The following is a 14332-nucleotide window of genomic DNA, read 5'->3' as shown; positions in this document are numbered from 1 at the left end:
GCAGTATAGTAGGTGGACACGGATTGCACGAATAAGCCTGTATGCTCTTACCTTCATTTCGAGTGCACATGAGAAATCTGGAGTGAGAAATCTGAAGACGGAAAAGAGATTTCTCAATCGTCTCGCTTTCTGTCGGGACTCATTTCGAAATGACAGCTTGTTTTCCTTGGTCATTTCGACCGCATGGGAGAAATCTAAGATGGAAAAGAGATTTCTCGGTCGCAGGCTCCCTCGAAATGATACCATAGTTAATAGGTAAAGTACCTCAAGCTGTTATGCGGACCTTAAAGACTGCATCAGTATCTTTTAAATGTTGGAACCCCAAGTAAAGTTCCCGTTGATTTACCGAATACGGGTAAAACGAAATGGGTTCAATGCAGATCATGTTCCTTACTTCCGTCCAACACATGAACTGGCCAAAGCCCTCCGTCTCTATGGTCAACTCATGCTCATCTTTGAGTGTAATTCGGGTACAGTCCTTTACCTGATATGCCCTACTTCCCACATCCAATACCTCATCCAAGGAAATCTCCCTTTCATTTGCAACCAGCGTAGGAGTCTTTGTGTACAGTTTAAATGCAGGGTGATAGCCCAACATAAACGGCATATCCCTTTCCCCGGAAATGATAAAGGATATCTCCAAAGTGTTCCCTTTCAATAAAAAGGATTTTTCAAACCCAAATCCATAGGGCCACATAAGTCGGGGTTTGGGGGATTTTTCTGGATATTTTGAATTGTTTACGGGGGTACCCGCTTGATACTTTTTGACAAAAACCGCAGCATCCCCTGCTTGGGAAATCAGCTGGTATTCCAATTCCCGAAGCAATCCATGCTGATCCTGAACAGCATTTCCCCTCGGCACCTGAACATGATAGCCCGCTTCATTTACCGGCCCAATTATGGGAAACATTTCGGTATCTGCATTACGCCAACCAGGGCTTCCCTTTTGATGGATGAGCTCATGGCCGTCCACCAAAAAACTTACCAATTCACCTGCATCTATATCTACGGTGGCACTTTTACTTTTAAGCTGGACCATGATTATTGGTTTATCAATCGATAAATAAGGATGGCAGTGCGCTTGGTCAAGGCTTCAATGGTGTTAAGATTGACGGTTTCCTCGGGGGTGTGGGCTCCTGTGCCCATGGTACCCAGACCATCCAGACAATCCACATATTCGGCCACGAAGGACACATCGGCTGCACCCCTTCTTCCCGGGTCATAGGCCAATACTTCGCCTTGTTTTAAATCCAAGCTTACTTGGTTCAGTGTATTTAGCAATTGCATATTGCCCTCAGTGGGTTTCATGGCGGGGTAACTATCTGTAAAATTGATGGTTGCCGAAGTATGCGGCAGGTTTTGCTCCACAATTTCGCGCATTTTGTTTCGGGCGCGTTCTTTCTGTTCTTCTGAAATGAATCGGAGTCCACCCCTCACCATGGCCTTTTGAGCCACTACATTGGTTTTTCCAAAAACATCACCTTTGCTTGTGGAAGCATCAAAATTAACAAAGGTTCCACCCAAAAGGGTCCCAGGGTTAAAAGTAAGGAGGTCCTCTCCTTTCACATCGGTATAAAATTGGTGTAGAATACGTGAGATTTCAAAAATGGCGCCAGCACCCACATCTTCATTGAAGATTCCGGACGAATGGGCTCGCTTTCCCTCTACTTCCAAAGCCCATCCCGAAGCACCTCTTCTGGCCACAGTGGCATAGTTAAACCCTGTGGACGTTTCAAAACCAAGGGCGATATCGCTTCGCTTGGCTGCCTCCACTAAATCCTTTCTACTGACGGACAGGGGTTTCCCAGTACTTTCTTCATCTCCTGTAAAAGCAACAATGATTTGGGCATCTTTCAACAGACCGTTTTCCTGCAAGGCTTTGAGGGCATACAGCACTATGACATCGCCTCCTTTCATATCGTTGCCACCGGGGGCATGAGCAATACTATCGTTTACCATTTCAAAGGTCTGAAAGGGGCTATCTTCCTCAAAAACCGTATCTAAATGCCCAACAAGGAGTAATTTTTTGCCCTTTTTGCCCGAGGTTTCGGCAAATAGATGGCCGCCCCTGTCCATATCATTGGGCATTTCTATCCATTGGGTCTGAAAATCAATGGCATCAAAGGCATCCTTAAAAACCATACCTACTTCCTTGACCCCTTCGGCATTTAAAGTACCACTGTTAATGTTTACCACCTTTTCTAAAAACTGAATGGCCTCGGAATTATTCTTTTCTATGGAAGAAACAATCTTCTTTTCGGTTCGGGAAAGTTTTTGTGCAGTGATTGAACATGTTACGATAAGGGCAATTGAGGTTATTAGATGCTTGAGCCACATAATATGATGTTTTGCCCCGAATTTATCAATTTTTACTCGATAAACCCTTTTTCGCGCATCCAATCGTCATTGAACATTTTGCCCACATACCTACTTCCATGATCATGGAAGAGCACCACTACCACGTCATCTTTGGTAAAGTGTTCCTGTAATTGCAGTACTCCTTTGATGGCTGCTCCGGCAGAATTGCCCAAAAACATCCCTTCTTCGCGAGCTAAACGACGGGTGTATATGGCCGCGTCCTTGTCCGTTACCTTGGTGAAACCGTCAATAATGTCAAAATCCACATTCTTGGGAAGGATATCCTCCCCTATCCCTTCGGTAATGTATGGATAGATTTCGTTCTCATCAAAAATGCCGGTCTCGTGGTATTTTTTAAAGACCGAACCATAGGTATCCACCCCCCAAACCTTGATATCTGGGTTTTGTTCCTTGAGGTATTTCCCCACTCCTGAAATGGTACCTCCTGTTCCCACGCCCACCACAAAATGGGTGATCTTGCCATTGGTCTGTTTCCAGATTTCAGGTCCGGTGGTTAAATAATGAGCCTTTGTATTACTCGGGTTGTCATACTGATTCACATACCACGAATTAGGAATTTCGGTGGACAGGCGCTTTGCTGTAGAATAATAGCTTCGAGGATCTTCGGGGGCCACATCTGTTGGGCAAACGTGTACTTCACTACCCATGGCCTTAAGGATATCTATCTTCTCCTTGGATTGCTTATCGCTGATCACACAGATCATTTTATACCCTTTTATGACTGCGGCCATGGCCAACCCCATTCCCGTATTCCCAGAAGTACCTTCAATGATGGTCCCGCCAGGTTTCAAGATTCCAGAAGCCTCGGCATCTTCCACCATCTGGAGGGCCATACGATCTTTGACTGAATTTCCGGGATTAAAGGTCTCGTATTTGGCCAAGACCAGACAGGGCAATTCCGACACCAACGTGTTCAGTTTCACCAAAGGGGTATTTCCAATAGTTTCAAGAATGTTGTTTGCATAATCCATAGTCAACACAAAGATAGGTTTTTGGATAGTCCTTCGCACTTTGCACCTTTAGTTGCAAAAAAATAGGCTGCCTTACTCGAACTTAATGGCTTTTACTGGAGTAATCTTGGTGATGATGTATGAGGGAACCAACAGCATCAGCAGACACAATGCCATAACCCCCAAATTCAACAATACAACCATAGATCCGTCCATATACACAGGAATGTAGTCGATATAGTACTCTTCGGGATTGGGAAACTTGAACATGCGGTATTTGTTCTGAAGGAACAAAACACCGAGTCCGATCACATTGCCCCATAACAATCCAATGGTGATTAAATAGGCGGCATTGTACAAAAACACTTTTCGGATGCTCCAGTTGGCGGATCCCAATGCCTTTAGAATCCCGATCATTTGGGTACGCTCCAAAATCAGTACCAAAAGGGCCGTGATCATGTTTATTCCGCCCACGATGATCATAATGCCTATGATTAGGGCGATGTTAAAGTCAAAAAGTCCAATCCATTCAAAAATGCGATAGTATTTGACCTTTATGTTTTGGGTGTCCAAACTGGAAAGCGTTTTTCCATAAATTTCGTTACTCTTTTCTTCTAGTTGATCAAAATCTTCGAGAAAGACCTCAAAATTGCCAATTTGATCCCCATCCCATTTGTTCATGCGTTGGATGTGCCGGATATCCACAAAAACGTAGGTGGCATCGAACTCTTCAAAACCGCTGTCATAAATTCCAACAACTTCAAACTTTCTGTTGTTGGGTACTTGATTGGCATCCCCATCCTTCAAGAAAAAAGAAAAGAAGGAGTCACCCACTTTCAGTTGCAGGCGATTGGCCATGGTCCTCGAGACCAAGGCTTCCTCATTAAGCTTTCCAGTAAAATTAGGTAACCTGCCATCTACAATATATTCTGCAAAAACCGACCAATCGTAATCCTTGCCCACACCCTTGGCCAACATTCCCTCAAAGGTATCCTCGGTACGGATGATACCTCCTTTGGTAGCCACGGCCTGCACATGCCTTACCCCTTCCACATTCTTGAACTCGGGGTAAAAATCCTGCTGGAGTGGTATGGGTGAAAGGGAAACCTCCGAAATATTGTTGTCGTAATTGGAAATTTGGATATGACCATTGAATGCCGCCACCTTTTCCCGTATCTTGCGTTTCAATCCAACGCCAGTAGCCAAAGCAATGAGCATCATGACCACGCCAATGGCAATTGCGGCAATGGCAATTTTTATTATAGGGGCAGAAATGCTAATTTTATCTTCTTTCCCTGTGATCAGGCGCTTAGTAATAAACAATTCTAAATTCAACGAATGCCCATTTTATCCATTTTCAAAAGTACAGTTTTATTGTTGGTTTTGGTGCTTTCCTCCTGTAGGGAACAGCAAAAAAAAGAGAATTCCGAAGTCGCAACGGTTCAAACGGAGCCTGTCCCGGAAATCAAGGTAGCTGCCAATAGAACGGAAGTTTACCTGCCTTTGCTCCAAGGCAAAAAGGTAGGGGTCGTGGCCAACCAAACCAGTGTGGTCTTCAATGATAAAGGGCACACCCATTTGGTGGATTCCTTACTTTCACTTGGGGTTGATGTAAAACAAGCCTTTGCCCCCGAACACGGATTTAGGGGTGAGGCGGATGCCGGTGAACATGTCACGGACGGGGTCGATGCCAAGACCGGGCTTCCCATTATTTCCCTGTATGGCAAAAACAGAAAGCCTTCCAAAGAGCAATTGGACCAATTGGATGTAATGGTTTTTGACATCCAGGATGTGGGAGTCAGGTTCTACACCTATATTGCCACCCTACAACTGGTAATGGAAGCCTGCGCTGAACACAACACCCCCATCATTGTACTGGATAGACCCAATCCCAACGGACATTACGTTGATGGGCCTACCCTGATGAAAGAACACAAAAGCTATTTGGGCCTTAATCCCATTCCGCTAGTATATGGAATGACCATAGGGGAATACGCTCAAATGTTGAACGGGGAAAATTGGCTGGAAGGTGGAAGAAAGGCCGATTTAACCGTTATCACCCTTGAAAACTATACCCACGAGTCCGATTACCACCTCCCTATACGGCCTTCCCCCAACCTTCCTAGCGATGTGGCCATTACCCTATACCCCAGTTTAGGACTTTTTGAGGGCACCAACGTCAATGCAGGCAGGGGAACGGAATTCCAATTTCAACGGTATGGAGCTTCTTTTATGGACAGTACCAAATATGATTTCAGCTATGTTCCGGCCCCCAATTTTGGGTCCAAAACCCCTAAGGAAGATGGAAAAACCTGTTATGGAAAAGACCTTTCCAAAATGGAACGGATGAACGAGGTTTCCGTGCAATGGGTCATGGATGCTTACAACAATACATTGGACAAATCCAAGTTTTTCCTTACCAGTGGGTTTACCAAACATGCAGGTACACCTTTACTTCAACAGCAAATTGAGCAAGGCCTCTCCGAAGCTGAAATCAAGGCCACATGGCAAGATGACCTTACCGCTTTCAAAAAAATCCGGGAAAAATATTTGATTTACGATTAACCTTCAGTAGTAGGTCGCCTGTATTTATGAAAAGGTTGCTTTAGCAATCCTTTAATACTACTGTTCTCCTTTTCATTCGGGAAGGTATCCACGCCATACACAATTTGGTCGGTGTCCATGGTCATATAGGTGCCGAACAAACGGTCCCAAATGGAGAAAATATTTCCGTAGTTGGAATCGGTGTAAGGCAATTTGTAGTGATGGTGCACTTTGTGCATATCCGGGCTCACGATGACCCAGCTAATGATTGAATCTACTTTTTTGGGCAGTCTAATATTGGCATGGTTGAACTGCGAAAGCACCACGGATAAGCTTTGGTACAACATGATGATGCCAATGGGAGCGCCAACAACAAAAACTCCGATTAAGGTGAATGTATACCGAATCAAACTTTCCAAAGGATGGTGTCTGTTGGCCGTAGTGGTATCTACATTATGGTCCGAATGGTGCACCAAATGGACCATCCAAAGTGGCTTTACCTTATGCTCCACCCAATGGGCGGTGTAGGCACCGATCAAATCCATGAACATGACCCCAAGTGCCACATAGAGCCATAAGGGCATCTCCGGAAGCCAATTGATGATTCCAAAATTATTGGTCACGGCCCAATCCGAAGTTTTCAGGAGTAAAAAAGCCAAAGGAAAGTTCACCAAAATGGTGGTCATGGTAAAGAAAAAATTGGGAACGGAGTGCCGCCATTTTTTATACGGTACGCTAAAAAGGGGCATAATGCCCTCCAAAATCCAGAAAAAGGTAATTCCACCCACCAAAATAAGGCTTCGATGCCAAGAAGGGATGGTTTCAAAATAGGCCATTAACTGTTCCATATTCCCAAGATATGAAAAATCATCAAAGCTTGATACGCCTTTTCATTTCTTCCACAATATTGAAGGCAGCCGGACAAATGGCCACATTCTTCAAGGTAAGATTACTGATTTGTTGAAACTTTTTTCGGTCCGTGTGTGGAAATTCACGGCATGCCTTGGGCCGGACATCGTAAATGGAGCAATAGTTGTCCGCTCCTAAAAAAGCACAGGGTACTTCCTGCAAAACATAATCATTTTCCTCATCGACCCTAAGGTATTGATCAATAAACTGGGAAGGCCGCATTCTAAAATGCTTGGCAATGCGCTCTATGTCCGTATTGGTGAAAAGAGGGCCTGTAGTTTTACAGCAGTTGGCACAGGTAAGGCAATCTGTTCGCTCAAATTCCTCCACATGCAATTGCTGCATAACATAGTCCAAATCCTTGGGTACTCTCTTCTTTAATTTTGCGAAAAACTTTTTGTTCTCCGTATGTTTTTCCCTAGCCTTTTGGGGAAGTTCTTCAAGATCATCAATCATAACACACAAACTTATCCATTTTAAACCTTAGTCTGCAATTATTGTCACACCTTTGCACCAAAGAAACCCCAATATGGCTGATGTTTTTGGAAAAGCATTGCAGGATTATCATCAAGGAAAGTATACTGAGGACATCACCACCTATTCTTCCTTGGATGAAAAAGACAGTATTCCACTGCCGTATTTGTTCCGGGATTATGACCAAATGCCCATTTTGGAGCGAAAGGCGCTTGCATTGGCCAAGGGCAGAGTCTTGGATATTGGTTGTTGTGCAGGAGTACATTCACTATATCTTCAAAAGAAAGGTATGGATGTTACTGGACTGGACAGCTCCGCGGGGGTCATTACAGTTTGTAAAGAAAGAGGGTTAAAATCAACAGTAAATAGTTCCATCGAAGATTTTAAGGGAGACTCTTTTGACACACTACTTTTATTGATGAACGGCATAGGTCTGGCAGGGACCTTGGACAATTTGAGTTCCTTTTTACAGCATTTGGCCTCATTATTGCGGCCCAATGGTCAGATACTGTTGGATTCAAGTGACATCATTTATATGTTTGACCAAGATGAGGATGGGGGATATTGGATTCCCGATAGTGGCAAATATTATGGAGAAGTCACTTTTACATTAGAATATAAAAAACAAAAGAGTATTCCTTTTGAGTGGCTTTACCTAGACTACAATACGTTGTTCAATGCATGTCTAAGCAATGGTTTGGTATGTGAATTGGTAAGTTCTGGCGAACACTATGATTATCTGGCAAGGCTAACCAAAAAATGATACTAGAACCTGATATAGTACGTTTTATCTTATATTCACCATTATGAAGAAGAGAATCACCTATTATTTTTTCTCGGTATTGTTTTTATTCTTGGGTTGTTCCAAAGATGCTGAAAACAATGAGACTGGTCCCAATGGAGTAAACAAAACCTCAAATTTATTGGCTACTGGTGCATCGGCCAATGATCTATTGTCCAATTCCAACTATGACAAACTTTTGATTGAAATAGGCTTTGTTTCGGGTTTTCGTCCTACTGCAGAGGCCATAGCCACTTTTGAGGAATTTTTAAGGGCGCGGACCTTTAAGGAAAGTGTGGAGTTCAGTTATCAAGCACTTACCTCTCCCAATGAAGAGACCCTTACCAACGAAGAGATAGCCAAATTGGAAAGTGAACATAGAACAGCTTATAACAATGGAACCACATTGGCCATCTATATTTATTTTGCGGATGCCCCTTCTGAAAATGATGATGAAAGTGAAGGTTTGGTGACCCTTGGAGCTGTGTATAGAAATACGTCCATGGTCATCTACGAGGCTACTATACGTGAACTGGTGGGGAACAGCACACTCATTTCTGTTGCTGATGTAGAGGCAGCTACCCTAAACCACGAATTTGGACACTTATTGGGCCTTGTAAATCTTGGCACCACCCCTGTCAATGCAGACCATGAGGATACCGAAATTGACGAGGAAGAGGGCGAAATAGGCAACAACCATTGCAATGGGGAAGGTTGTCTTATGCGTGCCGAACTACAGTTTGGAGGTTCCTTGGCCAAAATGATGCGGAGTAATGTTTCCAAAGGTTTGACTGCAATCCCGCAATTGGATGCTGAGTGCATCTTGGACCTTCAATCTAACGGGGGGCGATAATAATATCTTACCTTAAGGGATGTTTAAGTACTTGTGTGTTTGCAAGGAAACCTTCCATTTGGGATGTTGCATCACATAATCCACAATAAGAGGAACCATCTTTTCCCGGACACTCCATTCTGGCTGTAAATACAAGATACAATCCCCCTTAACCTTGGCGGCCTGCTCCTCGGCAAAGATAAAATCGTGCTTGTTGTACACTATAATTTTAAGCTCATCTGCCCTTTTGTAGATTTCGTCCTCAGGCAGCTTGTTCTTTTTTGGTGATAGACAAATCCAGTCCCAAACACCTGTCAAAGGATATGCACCGGAAGTTTCAATATGGGTTTGTAAATTTCTGGACTTTAAGCCAGTGGTCAACGGCCCCATATCCCAAGTCAAAGGCTCACCCCCTGTAACCACAATGGTATTGGAATATTTTTCGGCGTTGTCCACAATTTGATCAATTGCCGTGGGGGGATGGGTCTCAGCATTCCAGCTTTCCTTAACATCGCACCAATGACATCCAACATCACAGCCTCCTACCCTTATAAAATATGCTGCGGTTCCTTTATGGAAGCCTTCACCCTGAATGGTATAAAACTCTTCCATCAAGGGAAGCATCAAACCCTTGTCCACCAAATCCATAACATTGTTCTTTACCATGGCGCAAAGATACAGTTAAATAGACTTAACACACATCATATGAAACTGTAACAACTTTTCTTTTTAATCGTCTTACCTCTAAACCTTTACCGTGAAAACCCATAAAAGTACTGCCCGTTTGGCCGGATTTCTATATTTAATAGTGGTCCTTGCTGGAATTTTTTCCCTATTGTATGTCCCTTCTCAACTTATTGAATGGAAGAACGCCCAACAAACTTTGGAGAACATTCAGAATTCCGAAAGTTTGTTTCGGCTTGGCATGGTGGCGGAAACCATCAGTTTTACTGCTTTTCTATTATTGCCATTGGTGCTATACAAGCTCTTTCATACCGTGAACAAAACTTTTTCTGTGGCCATGGTGGCCCTGGCCCTGCCTACCGTCCCTATTTTCTTTAGCATCCTTTTGCATAAATTTGCCGTTCTGTCATTGATTCATGCTCCTGAAAATCCATCTTGGCCCATTCCAGAACAGATTCTGTTCCATTTGGGACAATATGGCGACGGAAACCTCTTAGGTCAAAATTTTTGGGCCCTATGGCTTTTTCCTTTTGGATATTTAGTTTTTAAATCAGGTTACCTTCCCAAGTTGCTCGGTATTTTTTTGATGGTGGGCAGTCTTGGATATTACTTGGATTTTTTGGGAAAGATCGCTTTTCCCAATTACTCGGATTTTGCTTTATCAGGGTACATGACCATCCCCGCCAGTATTGGGGAGATTGGAACCTGCCTTTGGCTGGTCATTTTTGGGGCCAAGGAAAAACCAAAAGAAGTCTGAGCTTACCGTTTCAAAGTATGATGGCCCTGCATGTCTGCCTCTCTAGCTTCCCGTAAAGAAGGTTTCTTAATGCGGTTTTCTGTTTTGCTTAAAATTCCCCTATTTTTATCGCAAATTCATCGCGATGGACAACAAAGAAAAATTCTTTGGCCTTATAGAACAAGGTTACACCACCAAAGGGGATTACATTACCGTTGGAGCAGGTATGTTGGGCGGCGAGACCATTACCAATGCCTATATCAAAATTCCCTTAAAAACCCTTAACCGCCATGGCCTTATTGCCGGGGCAACAGGAACGGGCAAGACCAAAACCCTACAAGTGCTTGCTGAAAACCTATCGGATAAAGGCATCCCAGTGTTGCTTATGGACCTTAAAGGTGACCTTAGTGGAATTGCCCAACCCAGTCCTGGCCATCCAAAAATTGATGAGCGCCATGAAAAAATTGGACTCCCATTTGAAGCAAAGGGATTTCCCGTTGAAATATTGTCACTTTCTGAGCAGGACGGAGTTCGTCTTCGGGCTACTGTCTCAGAGTTTGGACCCGTTTTATTGTCCAGAATCTTAGATCTTTCGGTCACACAAGAAGGAATCGTGGCCGTGGTCTTTAAATATTGCGACGATAATAAACTACCCTTATTGGATCTAAAGGATTTTAAAAAAGTCCTTCAATATGCTACAGGAGAAGGTAAAGAGGAGTTCCAGAAAGCCTACGGACGTATTTCTACCAGTTCCACAGGAACCATTCTTCGCAAAATCATAGAATTGGAGCAACAGGGCGCCGACCTTTTCTTTGGTGAGAAATCCTTTGATGTTGAAGATTTGGTGCGCATTGATGAAAATGGCAGAGGTTATGTAAACATCATCAGACTAACAGATATCCAAGACCGACCTAAATTGTTTTCAACATTTATGTTGAGCCTATTGGCCGAAATATATTCCACTTTTCCTGAACAGGGTGATAGCGAAAGACCTGAGTTGGTCCTTTTTATTGATGAAGCCCACTTAATATTTGATAATGCCTCCAAAGCACTGTTGGACCAGATAGAAAGTATTGTAAAATTGATTCGCTCCAAGGGCATAGGGCTTTATTTTGTAACCCAAAACCCCACCGATGTACCCGATGATGTACTTGCCCAGTTAGGCCTTAAAGTACAGCATGCCCTACGTGCATTTACCGCCAAAGATAGAAAGGCCATAAAACTCACCGCACAAAACTATCCCATTTCGGAGTTTTATGATACGGCTGAAGTCCTCACCTCATTGGGAACCGGGGAAGCCTTGGTCTCTGCATTGGACGAAAAGGGGCGGCCCACCCCTTTGGCCGCCACCATGATGCGCGCACCCATGAGCCGAATGGATATTCTAACGGATGCCGAGCTCAAAGACGTTTTAGGCAAATCCAGATTGATCAAAAAATACAATGAGGAAATCGATAGGGAAAGTGCCTACGAAATCCTTAACGAGAAAATTGAAAAGGCCGAACAAGAGGCCGAAAAGGAAAAAGAAGAAAAAACTACTTCAAGAAAATCCTCTTCAACCAGACGAAGTACAAGGATGAACCCAGTGGTAAAAGTACTTACCAGTGCCACGTTCATAAGGGGAGTCCTGGGAGTATTAAAAAAAGTAATCCGATAAAATTTTATGAAAAAAGCGTTGTGCACCTTGAGCATCCTTGGTGCTTTGGTATTTTTATCTTGTGAAAAAGAAACCACTTTTCTTATCACCGAAAATAGTGTGGGGCCATTGGCAAAGTCCACACCAACCTCTGATTTGGATGCCCTTTTTGCTGCAGACTCCATTGTAAGGGATACTGCCATGGCTCAAATTGGGGCAAACAATACGAAAGTGGAAATTTTTGAGAAGGGAGGACAACATTTGTTAACGCTCACCCCAAATACCGATAGCATCCCAACGATAACCAATGTGCGTATCATGGATTCCCGCTACAAAACCGAGAAAGGCATTAGTCTAAAAAGCACGTTTGGGGATATTCAAAAGCAATATCCTATAAAAAAAATTGTGACGACTCTGTCCAGCATTGTCATCTTTCCAAAAGAAAGCAACCTGTATTTTACCATTGATAAGGAAGAATTGCCTGCTGATCTACGATTCACGAGGACAGATATAGAAGCTGTCCAGATTCCGCATGAGGCTAAAATAAAATACTTGATGCTCGGTTGGGAGTAATCTTAGGTTTTTTAGATTAGACCATAGCGTTCCCGATTGGCAATTACTTTTGGACTGTTGGTCTGCATCCATTCGGTCAGTTCCAGTAATTTTTCAACATAGGATTGCCCAAACTCGGTAAGGCTGTATTCAACCCTAATGGGGACTTCAGCATAAGCATTTCGAGAAATGTACCCATCGGCCTCCAATACTTTCAACCGTTGACTCAGTACCTTATTGGAAATACCATAAACAAACTTCTTAAGCTTGTTAAATCGCAAAACTGGAAAGTAACCCAACCAAAGAAGAATCAGGGCACTCCATTGGTCCGAGGCTACTGACATAACATCTCTGACAGGGCATAGTTCAGGTGGGTTTTTATAATCTATATGCCCGAACATTTTTTCCAACTTTTTTGCCATGCTAACTTTCTGATTTTCAGTAATAGTTTCTGTTTCCATACTTAGTTGGGGTTTGGTGACTTCTTTTTTCTTTAAAAATGAATATGTAATTTTAGTTTCTAAATAAGAGTAAGTTACAAAAAGTAACCGATATGAAAAAACTGTTGAATAAAATAGCTCCATTGGCCTACGGACAATATTTTAACGTCTATACGCTGGTAGCCCCAAAAAAAGCAGCGCACAGAGCTTTCTGTTTGTTTTGCACCGTTCGGAAAGGAAGGGTACAACCCCAGCAGGAAGAATATTTGAAAGATGCAAAACACGAGGTTGAAGAAGTAGCCGGACATCAATTACAATCCTATCATTGGCCCGGTGACAAAGAAACCGTATTGTTGGTCCATGGATGGGAGAGCAATACCTTTCGCTGGAGAAATCTCATCAAAAAACTCCGGGAAGCCAATTTTAACATCATTGCTTTTGATGCCCCCTCCCACGGATATTCTTCGGGTAAGTTGCTCTATGTACCTCTCTACGAACAGGCTGTGCACCACATGGTGAACAAATACAATCCTAAACACCTCATTGGGCATTCCGTTGGCGGTATGACATTGATGTACAATGAATACAAAAATCCAAATCCAAAGGTTGAGAAGATTATCACCATTGGGTCCCCTTCCGAGTTCCATGAAATCATGGGTCATTTTCAAAACATATTAAAATTCAACGACCGTGTCATGAAATCTTTGGACAATTACATCCTTGATCGGTTTGGATTCCAAATACGGGAATTTTCCACATCCAAATTTGCCCAATCCAACACAAAAAAAGGATTATTGTTCCACGATGTACACGATGCAATAGCTCCGTACAAAGCGTCAAAAGAAGTCCATGCCCAATGGTCAGGCAGCACTTTGGTAAGTACTGAAGGCTTGGGACACTCCATGCATCAAGATGACGTAAACAATCAAATCATAGATTTTTTGGATGCCTAGGGGAGAAATCTTAAATTTCCTAAAAAATCATCATGAAGCAGATTACTCCCTTCCATGTTGCCATTCCCGTTCACAATTTAGATGAATGCCGAACTTTTTATAGGGACATCCTAGAATGCGAAGAAGGTCGCAGTAGTGATCATTGGGTAGATTTTAACCTATTCGGGCATCAATTGGTGATTCATTACAAACCAAAATCTGAAGAAACGCTCCACACCAATCCTGTAGATGGTAAAAACGTTCCCGTGCCACATTATGGTGTGGTACTACCTTGGGAAACTTTTGAGTCTTTTTCTGAAAACTTGAAGAAAAAAGGAGTTGAATTTGTCATCGAACCCTATATCCGTTTTAAAGGCGAAGTTGGGGAACAGGCCACCATGTTCTTTTTAGACCCTGCCGGAAACGCCCTTGAATTTAAAGCTTTTAAGGATATGGACCAATTGTTCGCCAAATAGAAGTCAA

General features: G+C 43.1%; 16 protein-coding genes. 8 read left to right on the top strand and 8 right to left on the bottom strand.

The features are described 5' to 3' along the window. Positions 1-265: 265 nt before the first annotated feature. The 4 genes from EZV76_RS05840 to EZV76_RS05825 form a co-directional block, all read right to left on the bottom strand. Positions 266-1039: an aldose epimerase family protein gene (locus EZV76_RS05840; protein ID WP_136565667.1), complete on the bottom strand. Its 774-nt coding sequence runs from the start codon at positions 1037-1039 to the stop codon at positions 266-268. Between the two features lie 2 nt (positions 1040-1041). Beyond that, positions 1042-2337 carry a M20/M25/M40 family metallo-hydrolase gene (locus tag EZV76_RS05835; protein ID WP_136565666.1) on the bottom strand — a complete coding sequence of 432 codons (1296 nt, stop codon included), beginning with the start codon at positions 2335-2337 and terminating at the stop codon, positions 1042-1044. Positions 2338-2369: 32 nt separating this feature from the next. Beyond that, a complete protein-coding gene (locus tag EZV76_RS05830; protein WP_136565962.1) occupies positions 2370-3350 on the bottom strand; it encodes a PLP-dependent cysteine synthase family protein in 981 nt (326 codons plus the stop codon). A gap of 72 nt (positions 3351-3422) precedes the next feature. Then, on the bottom strand, positions 3423-4664 hold the full coding sequence (locus tag EZV76_RS05825; protein ID WP_136565665.1) for an ABC transporter permease: 1242 nt from the start codon (positions 4662-4664) through the stop codon (positions 3423-3425). Between the two features lie 3 nt (positions 4665-4667). Here EZV76_RS05825 and EZV76_RS05820 point away from each other — a divergent pair, with 3 nt between their 5' ends. After that, a complete protein-coding gene (locus tag EZV76_RS05820) occupies positions 4668-5894 on the top strand; it encodes an exo-beta-N-acetylmuramidase NamZ family protein (protein WP_136565664.1) in 1227 nt (408 codons plus the stop codon). Here EZV76_RS05820 and EZV76_RS05815 read toward each other — a convergent pair. Both EZV76_RS05815 and EZV76_RS05810 read right to left on the bottom strand, forming a co-directional pair. Continuing rightward, complete coding sequence (locus EZV76_RS05815; protein ID WP_136565663.1) at positions 5891-6721, bottom strand: sterol desaturase family protein; 831 nt, start codon at positions 6719-6721, stop codon at positions 5891-5893. The two genes, EZV76_RS05820 and EZV76_RS05815, sit on opposite strands and share 4 nt — an antisense overlap. 22 nt (positions 6722-6743) lie before the next feature. After that, positions 6744-7238 (bottom strand): YkgJ family cysteine cluster protein, encoded by a 495-nt coding sequence (locus EZV76_RS05810; protein ID WP_136565662.1) that lies wholly within the window; start codon positions 7236-7238, stop codon positions 6744-6746. 73 nt (positions 7239-7311) lie between these two features. Here EZV76_RS05810 and EZV76_RS05805 point away from each other — a divergent pair, with 73 nt between their 5' ends. Next, positions 7312-8019: a class I SAM-dependent methyltransferase gene (locus EZV76_RS05805; RefSeq protein ID WP_136565661.1), complete on the top strand. Its 708-nt coding sequence runs from the start codon at positions 7312-7314 to the stop codon at positions 8017-8019. 43 nt (positions 8020-8062) lie between these two features. After that, positions 8063-8890: a hypothetical protein gene (locus EZV76_RS05800; RefSeq protein WP_136565660.1), complete on the top strand. Its 828-nt coding sequence runs from the start codon at positions 8063-8065 to the stop codon at positions 8888-8890. A gap of 12 nt (positions 8891-8902) precedes the next feature. Here the strand turns inward: EZV76_RS05800 and EZV76_RS05795 are convergent, their stop codons facing one another. Further along, on the bottom strand, positions 8903-9535 hold the full coding sequence (locus EZV76_RS05795; protein ID WP_136565659.1) for a 7-carboxy-7-deazaguanine synthase QueE: 633 nt from the start codon (positions 9533-9535) through the stop codon (positions 8903-8905). 91 nt (positions 9536-9626) lie between these two features. Between EZV76_RS05795 and EZV76_RS05790 the strand changes: the two genes are divergently transcribed. From EZV76_RS05790 to EZV76_RS05780, 3 genes are all read left to right on the top strand, one after another. Further along, complete coding sequence (locus EZV76_RS05790; protein ID WP_136565658.1) at positions 9627-10310, top strand: DUF4386 domain-containing protein; 684 nt, start codon at positions 9627-9629, stop codon at positions 10308-10310. Between the two features lie 124 nt (positions 10311-10434). Next, entirely contained in the window at positions 10435-11946 is a 1512-nt protein-coding gene (locus EZV76_RS05785) for a helicase HerA-like domain-containing protein (RefSeq protein ID WP_136565657.1), read from the top strand. Positions 11947-11952: 6 nt separating this feature from the next. Continuing rightward, positions 11953-12498 carry a hypothetical protein gene (locus tag EZV76_RS05780; RefSeq protein ID WP_136565656.1) on the top strand — a complete coding sequence of 182 codons (546 nt, stop codon included), beginning with the start codon at positions 11953-11955 and terminating at the stop codon, positions 12496-12498. An 11-nt stretch (positions 12499-12509) separates the two neighbouring features. On the opposite strand, the gene EZV76_RS05775 is transcribed toward EZV76_RS05780, so the two are convergent. Continuing rightward, the gene (locus EZV76_RS05775) at positions 12510-12938 is read right to left on the bottom strand and encodes a winged helix-turn-helix transcriptional regulator (RefSeq protein ID WP_136565655.1); all 429 of its coding nucleotides are present in this window, start codon (positions 12936-12938) and stop codon (positions 12510-12512) included. Between the two features lie 92 nt (positions 12939-13030). On the opposite strand from EZV76_RS05775, the gene EZV76_RS05770 reads away from it, so the two are divergent. Together EZV76_RS05770 and EZV76_RS05765 are read left to right on the top strand one after the other, a co-directional pair. Beyond that, positions 13031-13870 carry an alpha/beta hydrolase gene (locus tag EZV76_RS05770; protein ID WP_136565654.1) on the top strand — a complete coding sequence of 280 codons (840 nt, stop codon included), beginning with the start codon at positions 13031-13033 and terminating at the stop codon, positions 13868-13870. 32 nt (positions 13871-13902) lie between these two features. Further along, positions 13903-14325: a VOC family protein gene (locus EZV76_RS05765; RefSeq protein WP_136565653.1), complete on the top strand. Its 423-nt coding sequence runs from the start codon at positions 13903-13905 to the stop codon at positions 14323-14325. Positions 14326-14332: the final 7 nt, after the last annotated feature.

This window comes from Flagellimonas alvinocaridis (assembly GCF_004916895.1).
GTDB lineage: Bacteria > Bacteroidota > Bacteroidia > Flavobacteriales > Flavobacteriaceae > Flagellimonas > Flagellimonas alvinocaridis.
This window is presented reverse-complemented; position numbering and strand designations above follow the sequence as displayed.